Raw genomic sequence first — 18,508 nt, 5'->3', positions numbered from 1 at the left:
CTTGCTGTTGGCCTACCTAGTGGCCCCTGCTGGGCCGGCCTATGGCTCGCAACTGGTACTGCAGATGGTGACAGGGCAGTTTATGGCGTCTTTGGTGGGTGTGCTGGTGTGGCGTCGTCAATGGCAGGTGCGTAGCTGGTATCCCACGTACATTCCTATTGTGTCGGTCGTTCCTGCTGCCGTCCTGACTCACGGTGGCCACTGGCAGGTTGTGATCATCAGCGCTGTACTGGGGGCTTTGGTCGCACCGCCGCTGGCTGTGGCTATCAGCGATCGGTTGCCGAGCCATATGCATGGTTATATCGGCAATGTGTTGTCCATGGCCATCAGTACGCTGGCGATAGTACCGCTGGTAGGGCTGATGGCAGGAGGTGATGTATGACAGCGACTACGGCACTGCCTCGGCTTGCGATCGGCAGCCTGGGTGGAACGGTCAGTATGCAGGCCGGCACGCTTCAGAGCGGTGTAATCCCCGCGTTGGGTTGTGAGCAGCAGGTGGCATTGCTGCCAGAACTGCGCGAGATGGCGCAACTCGAACTGGCGACGCTGGGCATGGTGCCCAGTGCCTCGCTCGCCTTTCAGGCGCTGCTCGACGTATTGGCCTGGGCATGTGAGCAGGTTGAGCGGGGCGCGCAGGCAGTCATGCTGACTCAAGGGACGGATACGCTGGAGGAAACGGCTTACTTCTTCGATCTGCTCTGGCCCTTTGACACGCCCTTGGTGCTAACCGGTGCAATGCGCTCGGCCAACCGACCGGGAAGTGACGGGCCGGCCAATCTTCTGGCGGCAGCGCAAGTGGCATTAGCTCAGCCCAGCCATGGGCGTGGCGTGCTGGTTGTCATCAACGACCAGATCCACTGTGCCGCAAGGGTGCGCAAGACCGACAGCTTTGCGATGGCTGCTTTCGAGTCACCCGGAGGCGGCGCCCTGGGTGAAGTCCTGGAGGGTGTCGCGGCCTATTATCACCCGCCCTCACCACGTGCAGTGCTGCCGACTCCCCATCGTCTCGACCATCAGGTTGCGCTGCTAGAGGCCTGCCTGGATGCGGACACTGCCCTGTTGAAATCGATACCGACGCTAGGCTACGAAGGCCTGGTCATCGCCGGTTTCGGCGCGGGGCACGTTTCCGATACCTGGTCCGAGATGTTGGACCAACTGGTACTCCAGATGCCTGTAATCGTAGCTACCCGCACTGGGAGTGGTTCAACGGCGAGGTCGAGCTATGGGTTTGCCGGGGGCGAGATCGACCTGCAGAAAAAAGGCGTACACATGGCTGGGCAGCTGTGCCCACGCAAGTGTCGAATCCTTCTATGGCTACTGATCGGCACAGGCACGCAATCGCGCCTGCATACCTGGTTACCCCGCTAGGGAAACTGCCCGTAGCCGCTCGGCTGCGGGCAGTCTTCTGGTGCGTGCTGTGCTAGGGTGCGTGCACGTTTGCTTTTCAGGAAATCCTCCATGCTCCCCGCTCTCAGCGAAAAAGAACTCGACCGCCTCGAAGACCTGTTGATCACTTACGGCAACGATTATTCGGTGCTCAACCTGGCGGAGCTCAATGGCTTCTTCACCGCCCTGGCCAGCTCCCCGACCCGCGTGAACCCTGAGCAATGGCTGCCCACCGTCGCCGGGGGCAAGGTGCCGAAGTTCAAGAAGCCTGCTCACGAAGAAGCCTATACCGCACTGATGCTGCGTTATGCCAATCAGGTAGCCGAAGCCCTGGCGGATGACCTGGACCGCTTCGAGCCGCTGTTCGAGGAAAGCGACGCCGAGGAAGGGGCAGTGGTCATCATGGAGGAATGGTGCTTTGGCTACATGCGCGGCACCCAGGTTGCCGGTTGGGGCGAGTTGCCGCCAGAGCAGGCACAGCTGCTCAATGCTATTTCGTTGCATGGCCTTGAGGATAATTTCGAGTTGCTCGATCAAATGACCGAGGAAGACATTCAAGCCTGTGTGCCGCAGGTAATCGAGGCTGCGCGAAGCCTGTATCGTTACCAGCGCTCGGAAAAATAACGACCCAATTATTTCGCCAAGCGAAATTATGGTTTCCCCGCCACGCTGATTCCGCTGCCAGCCGAATCAGCGCAGCATGTGCTCCACACGCACCAACCGGTGCCTACCCTGGAGCGCAGAGCATGATCAAACTCTACAATTTCCCCAAATCCGGCCACGCCCACCGCATCGAGTTGATGCTGTCGCTGCTGAACCTGCCTACCGAGCTGGTGTTTGTCGACCTGGCCAAGGGCGCACACAAGCAGCCAGCGTTTCTTGCCCTCAATCCTTTTGGCCAGGTGCCGGTGATCGACGACAATGGCACTGTCATTGCCGATTCCAACGCCATCCTCATTTATTTGGCCAGCACTTACGACAAGGGTGGCCAATGGTTGCCTCAAGACCCGGTGGGCGCGGCTCGGGTGCAACGCTGGTTGTCGGTCGCCGCTGGGCCGCTGGCCTTCGGCCCTGCCGCCGCGCGTCTGGTCACGGTATTTGGTGCTTCGTTCAACACGGACGAAGTCATTGGCCGTGCTCACACCCTGCTCAAGGTGATAGACGGCGAGCTGGCCAAGACACCGTTCCTGGCCGGCAACGAGCCGACCATCGCCGATGTTGCCAACTACTCCTATATTGCCCACGCCCCAGAGGGCAACGTTTCGCTGGAGCCGTACCCGAATGTGCGCGCCTGGTTGGCGCGCATTGAGGCGTTGCCCGGTTTCGTTGCCATGCCACGTACCGCTGTGGGCCTGCAGACCAGCGTCTGAGCGATCATCAACACGAGGTATGCCGCCATGGCGCGACAACCAGCTCCTCGAACTTCGCCTTGGCACGCTGGCGAGAAACGCCTGCAGGAACAGGTGGGGGTGGCAGAGCGCATGGAGGCGTTCGGGCAGAAGGTCATCCGTGACCACATGCCTGATCAGCACCGCGCGTTCTATCACCAGTTGCCGTTCCTGGTGGCAGGCACCGTGGACGCGCATGGCAAGCCTTGGGCGACGGTGCTCGAAGGCCCGGAGGGCTTCGCCAGTTCGCCCGATCCAAAGCGCCTGCTGATCGAAACCGACCGCCCTGGCGATGACCCGGCTACGCCAGGGATGGTGGTTGGCGGGGCCATTGGCTTGCTCGGCATTGAGTTGCATACCCGTCGACGCAACCGTATCAATGGGCTGATCCGGCAGTCGTTCGGCGGTTCGCTCGAGGTCGAGGTGGAGCAGTCGTTCGGCAATTGCCCGCAGTACATCCAGCAACGCGTCTACCGCCGTGTTGATGAGCCCGCGCAAGGGCGGCTGGACTCCACAGCGCTGGATAGCCACGCGGTGCAGATGATCGAGAATGCCGACACCTTTTTTGTCGCCAGTTACGTCGACCTGCCGCAAGGGCATCGTGCGGTGGACGTTTCCCATCGAGGTGGGCGCCCCGGTTTCGTCAAGGTTGAAAGCAACCGCCTGACCATCCCCGACTATGCCGGCAACCTGCATTTCAACACCCTTGGCAACCTGCTGGAAAACCCCCAGGCGGGCTTGTTGTTCGTCGATTTCAGCAACGGCAACGTGCTACAGGTGACTGGTCGCACCGAAGTGATCCTCGACAGCCCGTTGATCGAGGCCTTCGAAGGCGCCGAGCGGCTTTGGACGCTGATGGTCGAACAGGTAGTGCTGCGCCGCGCGGCTATTTCCTTGCGCTGGGCCTTTCAGGAATACTCGCCGACCAGCCTGATGACAGGCACCTGGGCAGAAGCCGAACAGCGCCTGCAGCAGCGTGAGCGGCAACGCCAGTGGCTGACGTGGGGCGTGCTGCGGGTAGAGCAGGAAAGCCGCGATATCCGTTCGTTCTACCTGGCCGCCGATGGACCGGTTCCCTTTGCTCCCGGTCAGCATATTCCTGTGCGTATTCCCCTGGCGGGCGCTGCTCCATTGATTCGAACCTACAGCCTGTCCAGTGCGCCGTCCGATGGCCATCTGCGCATCAGCGTCAAGGCTCAGGGCCCGGCATCGCGTTACCTGCATGAACAGATTGCCGTCGGCGACACGTTGCAGGTGCGCCTGCCGATGGGCAGCTTCACCTTGCAGGGCGACAGCGATCGGCCCCTGGTGCTGATTGGCGCAGGCGTGGGCATTACCCCGCTGATGGCCATGCTCCGTGAACAGTTGGCGATGCGGACGGGGCGGCGTATTCACGTGTTCCAAGGCGCTCGTAGCCTTGCCGAACTGCCATTCCAGCGGGAGCTTGGCCAATTGCAGCGGCAGGCCGGAGCCCTGTTGACTGTGCATCGCGCGTTGAGCCAGCCGGAGCCCGAAGCGTTACCAGGGCGCGACTATGAGCATGCCGGTCGCCTCGGCATTGAGCAGGTCAAGGCAGCGCTGCCGCTGGACGATTACGATTTCTACCTGTGTGGCCCGGCCAGCTTCACCCAGGACCTTTACGAAGGCTTGCGCGCCGTACACGTGCCGGATGGGCGCATCCATGCCGAAGCGTTCGGCCCTTCGACGCTCCGGCGCCATGGCAACGACAACCAGCCGGTGCTGCAGCAGCCGCCCGCGGCCAGCGAGCCGGTACCGGTATACTTCGCCAGTTCAGCCAAAGAGGCCCGGTGGGCGCCCGCCAGCGGCACCCTGCTGGAACTGGCTGAGGCGCGTGGGCTCTCGCCGGATTTCAGTTGTCGCGGAGGGTCATGCGGCACCTGCAAGACCAGGCTGGTGAGCGGGCAGGTGCATTACCCAAATCCGCCTGCCGAGCTGCCGGAGAACGGTACGGTACTGATTTGCTGCGCTGTGCCTGCCAGGCTAGAGGAGGGGGCGCAGGCACTGGTGCTGGCGCTCTGAAGCTGTCTGTGCCGTCGATAGATGCGGCCCAGGCAGCGCAAACTATGCAGATAGCAGATAATCCCGCCATCCTCGAGGCCCAGGAGCCGGCATGGACCAGATTCACCTGATGAAGGTATTTGTCGCCGTTGGCGAGCTGGAAAGCTTCGCTGCCGCCGCCCGCCGCCTGGACATCTCGCCGGCCGCCGTCACCCGTGCCGTCAGCGCTCTCGAAGACCAGCTCGGGGTCAAGCTGCTGCTGCGCACCACCCGCAGTGTACGCGTGACCGAGGCCGGCAGCCGCTATCTGGAAGACTCCCGACACATCCTTGCCAGCATCAGCGAGGCCAACGAAGCCGCCGCCGGCATCAACGCCACGCCCAAGGGGGAGTTGGCGGTGACCGCGCCCATCCTGTTCGGCAAAAAGTTCGTCATGCCCTGCATCGTGCGGTACCTGCAGCAGTACCCCGAGGTGGACGTGTCGGCCTACTTCCTGGACCGTATCGTCAACATGGTGGAAGAGGGCATGGATGTGGCCGTGCGCATCGGCCCGTTGCCCGATTCCGGCCTCAAGGCCCTGCGCGTGGGCAAGGTGCGGCGCATGCTCTGCGCTTCGCCGCAGTACCTGGCGCGCCACGGCGTGCCGCAGCACCCCGCGGACTTGCCCGATCATGCAGTGATCGCCACCACCAACCTGTCGCCTCGTGCCGGCTGGCGCTTCGGTGTGACCGACCAGCCGACGATGGTGCGCATGCAGCCCAGGCTGACTGTGACCAGTAACGACGGCGCGATCGCCGCGGCAGTAGGTGGCCTCGGAATCGCCCGGCTGTTGTCGTACCAGGTGGTTGATGAGATCGCCAGCGGGCAACTGCAGGTGATCCTCGCCGAATATGAGGAAGCGCCCTGGCCGATTCATGTGTTGCACCGCGAGAGCAAGTACGGCTCGGCCAAGGTGCGCGCATTCGTTGACATGCTGGCTGAGCATTTGCGGGGGCAGGCGCACTTGGCCTGAGTGTTGAGCTGAATCTGTAGGAGTGGATTTATCCGCGAAGTGTCAGTAGCCCCGCATTGCACGGGGCTATTTAGGCGCTAGAAGTTTGCTCCGCCTCAATCCCAGCTCAGTGCCCCACCTGTCTGATACTCGATCACTCGCGTCTCAAAGAAGTTCTTCTCCTTCTTCAAGTCCATGATCTCGCTCATCCACGGGAACGGGTTGGTGGTCCCTGGGTACTCTTCCTTCAGGCCGATCTGGGTCAGGCGGCGGTTGGCGATGAACTTGAGGTAGTCCTCCATCATCGCCGCGTTCATGCCCAGCACCCCGCGTGGCATGGTGTCACGGGCGTATTCGATCTCCAGCTGGGTCCCTTGCAGGATCATCTGGGTCGCTTCTTCCTTCATCGCGGCGTCCCACAGGTGTGGGTTCTCGATCTTGATCTGGTTGATCACGTCGATACCGAAGTTCAGGTGCATCGACTCGTCACGCAGGATGTACTGGAACTGCTCGGCAACGCCGGTCATCTTGTTGCGGCGGCCCATGGACAGGATCTGGGTGAAGCCGCAGTAGAAGAAGATGCCTTCGAGTACGCAGTAGTAGGCAATCAGGTTGCGCAGCAGCTCTTTGTCGGTTTCGACCGTGCCAGTGTTGAACTCCGGGTCGGAGATGGCGCGGGTGTACCTCAGGCCCCAGGCGGCTTTCTTCGCGACCGACGGGATCTCGTGGTACATGTTGAAGATCTCGCCTTCATCCATGCCCAGCGACTCGATGCAGTACTGGTAGGCGTGGGTGTGGATCGCCTCTTCGAACGCCTGGCGCAGGATGTACTGGCGGCACTCGGGGTTGGTGATCAGGCGGTACACGGCCAGGGCCAGGTTGTTGGCTACCAGCGAGTCGGCAGTGGAGAAGAAGCCGAGGTTGCGCATCACGATACGGCGCTCGTCTTCGGTCAGGCCGTCCTGGCTCTTCCACAGGGCGATGTCGGCGGTCATGTTGACCTCTTGCGGCATCCAGTGGTTGGCGCAGCCGTCGAGGTACTTTTGCCAGGCCCAGTCGTACTTGAACGGTACCAGCTGGTTGAGGTCGGCGCGGCAGTTGATCATGCGCTTTTCGTCCACCGCGACGCGGGCCGAAGAGCCTTCCAGTTCAGCCAGGCCTTCAGCGATGTCGAGGGCGTCGAGCGCAGCCTTGGCGCGCTTCACGGCGTCGGAGTCGGACGCGGTGGCGGCACGGGCTTCCAGGGCGGCGGCACCGCCAGCGCTGTCGAGCTTGTCGAGGGTGGCGGCGGCGGTGGCCTGCGCAGGGGTGTTGCCTTTGGCGGCTACTTCGCCGTCTTCCTTGTCGAATTCGTCCCAGCTCAGCATGGTTTGGCTCCTGCTTGAGGGTCGCCCTGGGGCAACCGGTTGGATGTTAAGAATGTGATGCCTGACGCAAGGCCGTAACGGCGAATGGACAGCGCGAGAGGCTGACTCTCGTTTACATCTGAATGTGTTCTGGCTTGTACCTGGCCAGCCTCTGGGAGGGGCCAGGACAATTGAATGGTGCGCTTTTCAGAGGGCGCAAAGTATACCGGAATTCACCTTCGATCGGGGCGCATGTCGTGCCGGCGAGGGTAACTTTTTCGACCGGTTTTGCGTGCGTCCGTTCACGAATCGGGTGTCGTCCTGTATGGGGGAAGAGTGTAGCGCCAACCTATATGTTGTGCCAGTTTAAATTTCAAGGCACATCATATGGTGTTTTTGAAGGGTGCATGCTAGCGGTGCCGGCCTCCTTGCCAGCAAGCCAGTGCCCACAGGTATCGCGCTTGGCTGGAGGGCGGTCCAGTACCTGTGGGGCCGGCTTGCGGACGATCAGGCCCGGTCAGGCAAGCAGTGTCTGTGAGGGGCATGCAGCGTTTCGACAATGTGTGTCTTAGGGTGTTTGCGTGCCTGTTCAACCGAGGTGAAACGGCCGGTTTCAGCATTGCGGCCAATCTTGCGAGTTGCCACTTTTTTCCGCGCCATGGGCTTGCGTCCTTTTTTGAGAGGTCCTGTTCTTTTACCGAGCCGTGTGAGCGGTGGGCAAAGGGCAAGGTTTCTCTAAGGCGCGGATACAAAAAAGCCGCACGGGGCACCCATAGGCACCCCGTGCGGCATTCAGGCCTTACTGGCAGGCTTCGCAGTCAGGCTCGTCGATCGCGCAGGCTTTCGGCACCGGCGCCGGGCCAGCGGCCTGGACCGGGGCGCTGTCGCCACCGCTGGACACGGCGTTGAGCTTGCCGGTGTTGATGGTCGACTTCTCGGTGCTGGTCGCGGCCAGGGCACGGAGGTAGTAGGTGGTTTTCAGGCCACGGTACCAGGCCATGCGGTAGGTCACGTCCAATTTCTTGCCCGACGCGCCGGCGATGTACAGGTTCAGCGACTGGGCCTGGTCGATCCACTTCTGGCGACGGGAGGCGGCATCGACGATCCACTTGGTCTCGACTTCGAACGCGGTGGCGTACAGGTCTTTCAGCTCTTGCGGGATACGCTCGATCTGCTGTACCGAACCGTCGTAGTACTTCAGGTCGTTGATCATCACCGAGTCCCACAGGCCGCGGGCCTTCAGGTCACGGACCAGGTACGGGTTGATCACGGTGAACTCGCCCGACAGGTTCGATTTCACGTACAGGTTCTGGTAGGTCGGCTCGATGGACTGCGACACGCCGGTGATGTTGGCGATGGTCGCGGTTGGCGCGATGGCCATGATGTTCGAGTTACGAATACCTTTTTGTACGCGAGCCCGCACCGGCGCCCAGTCCAGGGTTTCTTCCAGGTTGACGTCGATGTACTTCTGGCCACGGGCTTCGATCAGGATCTGTTGCGAATCCAGCGGCAGGATGCCCTTGGACCACAGCGAACCCTGGAAGGTCTCGTAGGCGCCACGTTCGTCGGCCAGGTCACAGGACGCCTGGATAGCGAAGTAGCTGACGGCTTCCATGGACTTGTCGGCGAACTCGACGGCCGCATCGGAGCCATACGGGATGTGCTGAAGGTACAGCGCATCCTGGAAGCCCATGATGCCCAGCCCGACCGGGCGGTGCTTGAAGTTCGAGTTACGGGCTTGCGGCACCGAGTAGTAGTTGATGTCGATCACGTTGTCGAGCATGCGCACGGCGGTGTTCACGGTGCGTTGCAGCTTGGCGGTGTCCAGCTTGCCATCGACGATGTGGTTCGGCAGGTTGATCGAGCCCAGGTTGCAGACCGCGATCTCGTCCTTGTTGGTGTTCAGGGTGATCTCGGTGCACAGGTTGGAGCTGTGGACCACGCCCACGTGCTGCTGCGGCGAACGCAGGTTGCACGGGTCCTTGAAGGTCAGCCATGGGTGGCCGGTCTCGAACAGCATCGACAGCATCTTGCGCCACAGGTCTTTGGCCTGGATGGTCTTGAACACCTTGATCTTGTTGTACTCGGTCAGGGCTTCGTAGTACTCGTAGCGCTCTTCGAAGGCCTTGCCGGTCAGGTCGTGCAGGTCCGGCACTTCCGACGGCGAGAACAGGGTCCACTTGCCGTCATCGAAGACGCGCTTCATGAACAGGTCAGGGATCCAGTTGGCGGTGTTCATGTCGTGGGTACGACGGCGGTCATCACCGGTGTTCTTGCGCAGCTCGATGAATTCTTCGATGTCCAGGTGCCAGGTTTCCAGGTAGGCGCAGACAGCACCTTTGCGCTTGCCACCCTGGTTGACGGCGACGGCGGTGTCGTTGACCACTTTCAGGAACGGCACGACGCCCTGGGATTTACCGTTGGTGCCTTTGATGTACGAGCCCAATGCACGCACCGGGGTCCAGTCGTTGCCCAGGCCACCGGCGAATTTCGACAACATGGCGTTATCGTGGATCGCGTGGTAGATACCCGACAGATCGTCCGGCACGGTAGTCAGGTAGCAGCTCGACAGCTGCGGGCGCAGGGTGCCGGCGTTGAACAGGGTCGGGGTCGAGGCCATGTAGTCGAAGGACGACAACAGGTTGTAGAACTCGATCGCACGGGCTTCCTTGTCTTTCTCTTCCAGCGCCAGGCCCATGGCCACACGCATGAAGAACACCTGCGGCAGCTCGAAGCGCACGCCATCCTTGTGGATGAAGTAACGGTCGTACAGGGTTTGCAGGCCCAGGTAGGTGAATTGCTGGTCGCGCTCGTGGTCGATCGCCTTGCCCAGCTTCTCCAGGTCGAAGTCGGCCAGGGCTGGGTTCAGCAATTCGAACTCGACGCCCTTGGCGACATAGGCCGGCAGGGCCTTGGCGTACAGGTCGGCCATCTCGTGGTGGGTGGCGCTGTCGGCAACGTTCAGGAAGCCCAGGCCTTCGGCGCGCAGGGTGTCCATCAGCAGGCGGGCGGTGACGAACGAGTAGTTCGGCTCACGCTCGACCAGGGTACGGGCGGTCATCACCAGGGCGGTATTGACGTCCTTGATGGCCACGCCGTCGTACAGGTTTTTGAGGGTTTCGCGCTGGATCAGGTCGCCGTCGACTTCGGCCAAGCCTTCGCAGGCCTCGCTGATGATGGTGTTCAAGCGGGCCATGTCCAGCGGCGCCAGGCTGCCGTCGGCCAGGGTGATGCGGATGCTTGGGTGCGGCTCGACCACGGCATCGGAGTTGGCACGGGTGGCGCGCTCTTTTGCGCGCTGGTCGCGGTAGATCACATAGTCGCGGGCGACTTTCTGCTCGCCGGCACGCATCAGGGCCAGTTCGACCTGGTCCTGGATTTCTTCGATGTGGATGGTGCCACCCGATGGCATGCGACGCTTGAACGTGGCGGTGACCTGCTCGGTCAGGCGCGCGACGGTGTCGTGGATGCGCGACGAGGCGGCGGCGGTGCCACCTTCAACTGCGAGGAACGCCTTGGTGATGGCCACGGTGATCTTGTCGTCGGTGTAGGGGACGACAGTGCCGTTACGCTTGATCACGCGCAGTTGGCCTGGGGCGGTGGCTGCCAGATCCTGGTTGGAATCGGCGGCCTGCGGCGCCAACGCCTGCGGGTTCTCGCGAGTTGTGTCGGTTTGCATGGGTGGGTGTCTCCACTGTTTCTATTGTTCAGGCGCCTTTTGGGCGCCCACCGTTCCGTCCACTTGCTCGATTGGCCCGGGCGGGGATGCGTCATGCGTGCGCATCCGCCCGCTCGGGCGTACCGACTTCGGGACAGACTCAGGAATAAGGGCAATAACCTGCCGCTCCCTGGCCGAAGTCAAAGATTCTGGGCTTACGCCCAAAAACTGTTGCTGATGAGTGCCTGGCAATGCCTGCAACACTCATACCCGAACAATGCCCAGGAGGGCTTGCCTCGGTCGCCTCCGCAGGAGCGGTTTGGCTGCTGAAATCACCGGAAGTTCAGCCAGAAAAATCGCTTGAATTTGACTGCTGACTTGTGATTGTGATTTTGCGCGAAACCCAATATCTAGTGGTTCGCTGCGATGGGGATACAAGATAATGCGGTATTGGGGGCTTTGCAAGGCGAGCGCCTGTGGATAAGTTGTGCGTACTTTGTGAGTGAAGAGTGGGTATTCGCTGTAGGCCTTGTGCCAAGTGGTTTGCAGTATTTTTCGGCTGCTCGCTGCCCCACGGCAGATTTTTCAGGGCGCGAACCCTAGCACAAAAAACGGTTCAGTCCAGGGCCTTTTCGGGTCAGGTTGGCAGCGTCCGGTGCGGGACGTAGTATCCGGGGGCGATGTTGCCTTTTGGTGAAGGGCAAACATTACGGGCAAAGCAAAAACTACAATCAAAGGCAGCGCCATGGACCAACCCTTACCCCGCATCCTGATTGTCGAGGACGACCAGCGCCTGGCTGAGCTCACGGCCGAATACCTGCAGGCCAACGGTTTCGAAGTGTCGGTCGAGGGCGATGGTGGCCGCGCCGCACGGCGTATCGTCGACAGCCAGCCAGACATGGTGATCCTCGACCTCATGCTGCCCGGCGAAGATGGCCTGAGCATTTGCCGTCGCGTGCGCGGCCAATATGCTGGTCCGATCCTCATGCTGACCGCCCGCAGCGATGAACTTGACCAGGTTCAGGGCCTGGACCTGGGCGCTGACGACTATGTGTGCAAGCCGGTGCGGCCGCGCCTGTTGTTGGCGCGTATCCAGGCCCTGCTGAGGCGTAGCGAGCCGGCAGAAGGCAAGCGCAGCGACCTGGTGTTCGGCGCGCTGCGCATCGACAACCGCCTGCGCGAAGCCTGGCTCGGCGAACAGCCGATCGAGCTGACCGGTGCCGAGTTCGACCTGCTTTGGCTGCTGGCCAGCAACGCCGGGCGGGTGCTGTCACGCGAGCAGATCTTCACCGCCCTGCGCGGGGTCGGTTACGACGGCCAGGACCGCTCCATCGATGTGCGTATCTCCAGGATCCGCCCCAAGATCGGCGATGATCCCGTCCACCCACGGCTGATAAAGACCCTGCGCAGCAAGGGTTACCTGTTCGTCGGCGACGCGCCATGAACAACTCGATCTTTCTGCGCATTTACGGCGGTATGCTCGCTGTGCTGGTGCTGGTGGCCCTGCTGGGGGTGCTCAGCCTGCACCTGACCAACCAGGTGCGCGCCGCCCAGCACCGCGAGCGCCTGGCCCAAGGCACGTTCAGCCTGATGGCCGACAACCTGGCCCAACAGAACGACACCGAACGCAAGCGCTCCCTGGTGATGTGGGAGCGCCTGCTAGGTGTACCGCTGGGCTTGCAACCCATGTCGGCGCGCACCCTTGACGGCGGCCAGCGGGCACGTTTGTACCGAGGCCTGGTAGTGGTGGAGAAAACCGGGCCACATGCCGCCCAGGTGTTGCGCAAGGTCGGCCAGCAAGACCTGTTGCTGGTCGCCGAGGTCAAACAAGTCAGCGAACAACTGGCTCGGGCCACCCTTTATTTACTGATCGACGAACTGGTGCGCTACCCGGTGGCCGACCAGCAGCAGCGCCTGGCGCAATTGAAGCAGAGCAAGGGGTTCGGTTTTGGCGTCGCACTGCAACGCCTGGAGCGGGTCAGCCTGGACGATGACCAGCGGCGGCGGGTAGAGGAGGGTGACACCGTCATGGCGCTGGGCAAGGACGGCGATTCGATCCGCGTGTTCGCCGGCTTGCCGGGCTCACCCTGGGTGCTGGAGATTGGCCCGCTGCATCAGCTCAACCCCTACCCACCGCAGTTGCTGATACTCATCGCGTTCCTTGGCCTGTGCCTGATCGGCCTGGTGGTCTACCTGCTGGTGCGTCAGTTGGAGCGGCGTGTGTCGGGCCTGGAAATCGCCGCCACGCGTATTGCTCAGGGCAGCCTGGAAACCCGTGTGCCGGCAGGCGACGCCGACTCGGTGGGGCGCCTGGCGGCGGCGTTCAATGGCATGGCCGAGCACCTGCAGCGCTCGCTCAGCATGCAGCGCGAACTGGTTAGAGCGGTGTCCCACGAACTGCGTACCCCGGTGGCGCGGTTGCGCTTTGGCCTGGAAATGATCGAAAGCGCGCCGACCGAGCAGGCCCGCGCCAAGCACCTGGCGGGCATGGACGGTGATATCCAGGACTTGGACAAGCTGGTGGATGAGATGCTGACCTATGCCCGGCTGGAGCAGGGCGCGCCTGCGCTGCAGTTTCAGCGGGTCGACCTGGATGCCCTGCTGGCCCGGGTGATCGCAGAGCTGGCACCGCTCAATACCCAGGTCAGGCTGGTGCGCGGCGATTGCCAGGTGCAGGACGCCGACGGCGCCTGGGTAGAAGCCGAGCCACGTTACCTGCACCGGGCCTTGCAGAACCTGGTCAGCAATGCCCTGCGTCATGCCGTGTCCGAGGTGCGTCTGAGCTACCAGCTTGGCCAGCAGCGCTGTCGCATCGATGTCGAGGATGACGGGCCGGGTATTCCCGAAGGCTACTGGGACCGTATCTTTACGCCCTTCACCCGCCTGGACGACAGTCGCACCCGCGCGTCTGGCGGGCATGGCCTGGGCCTGTCGATCGTGCGCAGGATCATCTACTGGCATGCCGGCCGGGCCATGGTGGGCCGCAGCGAAACGCTGGGCGGTGCTTGTTTCAGCCTGAGCTGGCCCCGCGAGCAGGCGCCCCTGTAAGGCTCAGGCGCTGACCAGGCTGAGCAGTTGACCGTCTTGCACGCAGAACTGGCCTTGCAGTTCGGCACCGTGGCGCCACTCGGGCGACAGGTCGATGAGCAGGCGTAGGCGTGCCAGGCCATCGGCCGACCACTGCAGCACCTCGGCGTGCTCGAAATAGAAGCGCTGGTGGGTCAGGGGGTAGAGCGTCTTGAACAGGCTTTCTTTCAGCGAGAAGGCCAGGGTGACTCCCAGGCCTGGCTGGCCGCGGTCCAGGCGCTCAAGCTCCGGCGGTGTGAGAATTTCGCCCATTAGGCGCTCAGCGCGCTCGTCCGTAAGCAGCGCTTCCTGATCCAGGCCCAGGCCAGGGCAGTCGCCTTCGGTCGCAACCACGGCCGCCGCCCAGCCTTTGCCGTGGGTGATGGAACCGCGAATGCCTGCGGGCCAGATGGGGGAGCGATCATCGTGAGTGCCGGGTACGTAGTCGCGGCCATCCAGGCGTTGCAGGGCTGCACGGGCGCAGATACGCCCCGCCAGGTACTCGGCTTGGCGTTTGGCTACCGAACGCTGCAGGCTGGCACTGGGCACGATGCCGGCACGCTGGAAATCGTCGGCAGCCAGCAGGGCCGGGTCGAAGGCGCAACTGACCAGTACCGCGCCGGGGAGGGGGCGGGGCAGCGGCCAGTGATGCTTGAGCGGGGCGCAGCAGGAAGGCAATCTGTTCATGGCGGCTATTGTGCCAGCCAAATGTGGCTGTGTGGGAGGTGGGGCCGCGGCGTGGCCCCACAACGTTCTACTTGAACACTTTCTTGAAGAACGCCTGCATGTCCGCCCACGAGCTTTCATCTGCCGCCTTGTTATAACCGATGTCCGGGCCGCCGTGCTCGCCGTGGCTCAAACGGTCGGCGTCCGGGTTGGTAAAGCCATGCTTGGCCCCGGCAATGCTGATGAACTGGTAGTTGACCTTGGCCGCGTCCATTTCCGCCTTGAACGCTGCCACCTGTTCTGGGGTGACCATGCTGTCAGCGGCGCCGTGCTCGACCAGTATGTCGGCCCGAACCACGCCAGGCTTGGCTGGTGTCTGGGTCGCCAACGCACCATGGAAGCTCACCACGCCGTCCAGCTTCTCACCACGCCGGGCTGCATCGAGCACCACCTTGCCGCCGAAGCAGTAACCGACGGCGCCCAGTTGGTGCTTATTGACGTTCGGCTGTTTTTTTAGCAGGTCCAGGCCTGCGTCGAACCGCTTGGCCGCGCCAGCCGGGTCCTTCATCGCTTCGGCCATGAATGCCTGGGCATCCTGCGGATGCTCGGTGTGCTTGCCGTCGCCGTACATGTCGATGGCCAGCGCCTTGTAGCCCAGGGCCGCGAGGTCGCGGGCGCGACGCTTGGCATAGTCGTTCAGCCCCCACCATTCATGCACCACGACAATGCCCGGGCGTTTGCCCTCCAGCGCATCGTCATAGGCGTAGTAGCCGACAAAGCGTTTGCCGTCGGCATCCTGGTAGGGGATATCGCGGGTCACTACTGCCGCCTGGGCAAGAGCGGCGCTGCACATCAGGGTCAGAGCCAGCAGGGCACGCATGTTCACTACTCCTTGTTTTGGCAAACGAATCGTTCAGCCGAGGTTCAGGCCGGGTTCAGGCGCGGTTCAGGGCACCCTGCTTACTCTAGCTTCCAGACAGAAACAGCGCATTCAACAGGAGTGACCAAGCCATGAAAACCTTCAATACCCTGCTTGCCGCCATGGCCGTCTGTGCCGCTGGCATTACCACTGCCCAGGCCGCTGACGACAACTTTGCCAGCCTCACCTACGGCCAGACCAGCGACAAGGTGCGCAAGTCCGGCCTGCTGCAGCGCAATACCGACAACCTGAACGCCGACGGCATCATTGGCAAGGACAATACCTGGGGCGTGCGCCTGGGTAAGATCAACGACCAGGGCCGCTACTACATGACCTACGATAACGTCTCCGGCGACCACAGCGGCCTCAAGCTGCGCCAGGAGAACCTGCTGGGCAGCTATGACCTGTTCCTGCCCGTAGGGGATACCACCAAACTGTTCGGCGGTGGCAGCCTGGGCATGACCAAGCTGACCCAGGATTCGCCGGGCGCCAGCCGCGATACCGATTATGGTTACGCCGTGGGCCTGCAGGCCGGTGTGATCCAGGAAATTACCGACAAGGCCTCGGTGGAGTTGGGCTACCGTTACCTGCGCACCAATGCTGCCACCGAAGTGGGTGAAAGCGGTGGGCCGAAAGATGGCACCCTGCGCCTGACCAGCAGTGCACAGACTTACCTTTCGGCGAACTACAAGTTCTGAGGACACGCGGTATTCTGTGCCAGCCTCTTCGCGGCTAAACCGCTCCCATCACTCGCTGTGGGCGCCGGCGTGCCGCAGAGGAGGCCGGCACAGGTATCACAACTAAGGAGAACCGAATGAAACTGCTGGTGGTCGAGGACGAAGCCCTGCTAAGGCACCACCTCTACACGCGTCTTGGCGAAAGCGGCCATGTGATCGAAGCTGTGGCCGATGCCGAGGAAGCGCTGTACCAAGCTGAGCAATTCCACTTCGACCTGGCTGTGATCGACCTGGGCCTGCCGGGTATCAGCGGCCTGGAACTGATCGGCCGCCTGCGCAGCCAGGGCAAGACCTTTCCCATTCTTATCCTCACCGCTCGCGGCAACTGGCAGGACAAGGTCGAAGGCCTGGCCGCCGGTGCCGACGACTACCTGGTCAAACCCTTCCAGTTCGAAGAGCTCGAAGCACGCCTCAATGCGCTGCTGCGCCGCTCCAGCGGCTTCACCCAGTCGACCATCGCCGCAGGCCCCCTTGTACTGGACCTCAACCGCAAGCAGGCGACCCTGGATGAGCAGCCGCTGGCACTGACGGCCTACGAGTACCGCATCCTCGAATACCTCATGCGCCATCACCAGCAGGTCGTGGCCAAAGACCGCCTGATGGAGCAGCTCTACCCCGGCGACGAGGAGCGCGACCCCAACGTCATCGAAGTGCTGGTCGGTCGCCTGCGGCGCAAGCTCGAGGGCGAACATGCCTTCAAACCGATCGACACGGTGCGCGGGCTTGGCTACCTGTTCACCGAGCGCTGCCGATGATCCGTTCGCTGCGGGTGCGCCTGATGCTCGCGGCGGCGGTGCTGGCGGTGCTGTTCATGTTGGCGCTGCTGCCCGCATTGCAGAAGGCTTTCAGCCTGGCCCTGCAGGAATCGATCGAGCAACGGCTGGCCTCGGATGTGACCACACTGATTTCCGCGGCGCGTATCGAGCATGGCCAGTTGCAGATGCCCGCGTTGTTGCCGGACGAGCGCTACAACCTGCCCTATACCGGTTTGCTCGGCTATATCTTCGACCGCGAGGGCAAGCTGGTCTGGCGGTCGCGGGCCACGACCGACCAGAACATCAATTACCAGCCGCGTTATGACGGGCGCGGCAACGAATTCGCCCGTATCCACCAGGCCGACGGTGAAGAATTCTTCGTCTATGACGTCGAGATCAAGCTGCTCGGCGGTCAAAGCGCTGCCTATAGCATCGTTGCCCTGCAGCCGGTGCGTGAGTACAGGCAAACCCTCGATGGGCTGCGTGAAAAACTCTACCTGGGGTTTGGCGCGGCCTTGTTGGCCTTGTTGGTGTTGCTCTGGGCTGGCCTGACCTGGGGGCTACGCTCACTGCGGCGGCTGAGCCACGAGCTGGATGAGGTGGAGGCCGGCGCGCGGGACGGGTTGAGCGCGGAGCACCCGCGTGAATTGCTGCGATTGACCGGCTCGCTCAACCGTCTGCTGCGTAGCGAGCGTGAACAGCGCCAGCGTTACCGCGACTCACTGGGCGACCTGGCGCACAGCCTGAAGACCCCGTTGGCGGTGCTGCAGGGGGTGGGTGAAAGCATGCAGCAGCGCGCCACTGAGCGTGAGCAGGCGCGCGTGCTGCAGAGCCAGATCGAGCGCATGAGCCAGCAGATCGACTACCAGTTGCAACGTGCCAGCCTGCGCAAGAGCGGCCTGGTGCGCCACAGCGTGCAACTGCGGCCCGTGCTTGAGAGCTTGTGCAGCACCCTGGCCAAGGTCTACCGCGAAAAGCGTGTCGAGGTGCTGCTGGAGGTGCCTGAGCAGGCCCAGGTACCCATGGAGCAGGGGGCATTGCTGGAGCTGCTCGGCAACCTGCTGGAAAACGCCTATCGGCTGAGCCTGGGGCAAGTGCGTGTCAGCCTGCGCGAAGCCCCCGGTGCGTTGACCTTGTGCGTCGAAGATGACGGGCCCGGTGTGCCGGCCGATCAGCGTGAGCGGATTCTGGAACGCGGTGAGCGGCTCGACCGCCAGCACCCAGGGCAGGGGATTGGCCTTGCGGTGGTCAAGGATATCGTCGACAGCTACGACGCCGAGTTGAGCCTCGATGATTCTCCATTGGGCGGTGCGGCGTTCAAGATCAGCTTTCACCTTGAATGACAGCTAGGCGGTAGTGGCTCCCTTGAGCCACTGCTACCTCTCTCGAAGCGGGCCTGCCCTAGGACGGGGGCAGCGCAGCCCCTGCACGTCGGGCGGATTCCCGCCATGCACCCTGTTCAAAATCCGCCACCGGGCGGAAACCCGCCATCTCCTCTGCACAAAATCGCCCCGTCGTTGGGCATCAAGCCCTAGTGGTTACTGCTTTTGCACCCTTCATGGGCATTTTGGCATTGC

Annotated in this window: 14 protein-coding genes and 1 pseudogene; 11 read left to right on the top strand and 4 right to left on the bottom strand. The window is 62.5% G+C overall.

Annotation, left to right across the window (positions count from 1 at the left end):
* The 6 genes and pseudogenes from APH34_RS29515 to APH34_RS07720 form a co-directional block, all read left to right on the top strand.
* Positions 1–382, top strand: a pseudogene (locus APH34_RS29515) (hypothetical protein); the annotation flags it as partial.
* A complete protein-coding gene (locus tag APH34_RS07740) occupies positions 379–1,368 on the top strand; it encodes an asparaginase (protein ID WP_054900596.1) in 990 nt (329 codons plus the stop codon). The pseudogene APH34_RS29515 and the gene APH34_RS07740, both read left to right, overlap by 4 nt.
* Positions 1,369–1,458: 90 nt before the next feature.
* Positions 1,459–2,010, top strand: coding sequence for a UPF0149 family protein (locus tag APH34_RS07735; RefSeq protein WP_054900595.1), 552 nt, complete (start codon positions 1,459–1,461; stop codon positions 2,008–2,010).
* A gap of 122 nt (positions 2,011–2,132) precedes the next feature.
* On the top strand, positions 2,133–2,756 hold the full coding sequence (locus APH34_RS07730; protein WP_054900594.1) for a glutathione S-transferase family protein: 624 nt from the start codon (positions 2,133–2,135) through the stop codon (positions 2,754–2,756).
* Positions 2,757–2,783: 27 nt separating this feature from the next.
* Positions 2,784–4,814, top strand: coding sequence for a pyridoxamine 5'-phosphate oxidase family protein (locus APH34_RS07725; protein ID WP_054900593.1), 2,031 nt, complete (start codon positions 2,784–2,786; stop codon positions 4,812–4,814).
* Positions 4,815–4,905: 91 nt separating this feature from the next.
* Complete coding sequence (locus APH34_RS07720) at positions 4,906–5,805, top strand: LysR family transcriptional regulator (protein ID WP_054900592.1); 900 nt, start codon at positions 4,906–4,908, stop codon at positions 5,803–5,805.
* 95 nt (positions 5,806–5,900) lie between these two features.
* Here APH34_RS07720 and APH34_RS07715 read toward each other — a convergent pair whose 3' ends face one another.
* Positions 5,901–7,151 (bottom strand): ribonucleotide-diphosphate reductase subunit beta, encoded by a 1,251-nt coding sequence (locus APH34_RS07715; protein WP_054900591.1) that lies wholly within the window; start codon positions 7,149–7,151, stop codon positions 5,901–5,903.
* 778 nt (positions 7,152–7,929) lie between these two features.
* Entirely contained in the window at positions 7,930–10,809 is a 2,880-nt protein-coding gene (locus APH34_RS07710; protein WP_054900590.1) for a ribonucleoside-diphosphate reductase subunit alpha, read from the bottom strand.
* 724 nt (positions 10,810–11,533) lie between these two features.
* Here APH34_RS07710 and APH34_RS07705 point away from each other — a divergent pair.
* Together APH34_RS07705 and APH34_RS07700 are read left to right on the top strand one after the other, a co-directional pair.
* Entirely contained in the window at positions 11,534–12,232 is a 699-nt protein-coding gene (locus APH34_RS07705) for a response regulator transcription factor (protein ID WP_054900589.1), read from the top strand.
* Positions 12,229–13,836 carry an ATP-binding protein gene (locus tag APH34_RS07700; protein WP_054900588.1) on the top strand — a complete coding sequence of 536 codons (1,608 nt, stop codon included), beginning with the start codon at positions 12,229–12,231 and terminating at the stop codon, positions 13,834–13,836. Before APH34_RS07705 ends, APH34_RS07700 begins: the two co-directional genes overlap by 4 nt.
* Positions 13,837–13,839: 3 nt before the next feature.
* Here APH34_RS07700 and APH34_RS07695 read toward each other — a convergent pair whose 3' ends face one another.
* Together APH34_RS07695 and APH34_RS07690 are read right to left on the bottom strand one after the other, a co-directional pair.
* Positions 13,840–14,541: a 4'-phosphopantetheinyl transferase gene (locus APH34_RS07695; protein ID WP_054900587.1), complete on the bottom strand. Its 702-nt coding sequence runs from the start codon at positions 14,539–14,541 to the stop codon at positions 13,840–13,842.
* A gap of 67 nt (positions 14,542–14,608) precedes the next feature.
* Positions 14,609–15,400, bottom strand: a complete 792-nt coding sequence (locus APH34_RS07690; RefSeq protein ID WP_054900586.1) for a dienelactone hydrolase family protein — start codon at positions 15,398–15,400, stop codon at positions 14,609–14,611.
* 131 nt (positions 15,401–15,531) lie between these two features.
* Here APH34_RS07690 and APH34_RS07685 point away from each other — a divergent pair, with 131 nt between their 5' ends.
* The 3 genes from APH34_RS07685 to APH34_RS07675 all read left to right on the top strand — a co-directional run bounded on the left by APH34_RS07685 (position 15,532) and on the right by APH34_RS07675 (position 18,274).
* Entirely contained in the window at positions 15,532–16,137 is a 606-nt protein-coding gene (locus tag APH34_RS07685; protein WP_054900585.1) for an outer membrane beta-barrel protein, read from the top strand.
* Between the two features lie 116 nt (positions 16,138–16,253).
* Positions 16,254–16,931 carry a response regulator gene (locus APH34_RS07680; protein ID WP_054900584.1) on the top strand — a complete coding sequence of 226 codons (678 nt, stop codon included), beginning with the start codon at positions 16,254–16,256 and terminating at the stop codon, positions 16,929–16,931.
* On the top strand, positions 16,928–18,274 hold the full coding sequence (locus tag APH34_RS07675) for an ATP-binding protein (protein WP_054900583.1): 1,347 nt from the start codon (positions 16,928–16,930) through the stop codon (positions 18,272–18,274). Before APH34_RS07680 ends, APH34_RS07675 begins: the two co-directional genes overlap by 4 nt.
* Positions 18,275–18,508 lie beyond the last annotated feature (234 nt).

This window comes from Pseudomonas sp. NBRC 111131 (assembly GCF_001320525.1).
Taxonomy (GTDB): domain Bacteria; phylum Pseudomonadota; class Gammaproteobacteria; order Pseudomonadales; family Pseudomonadaceae; genus Aquipseudomonas; species Aquipseudomonas ceruminis.
The sequence above is the reverse complement of the archived record's forward strand: the minus strand, read 5'-3'. Positions and strand labels throughout refer to the sequence as shown.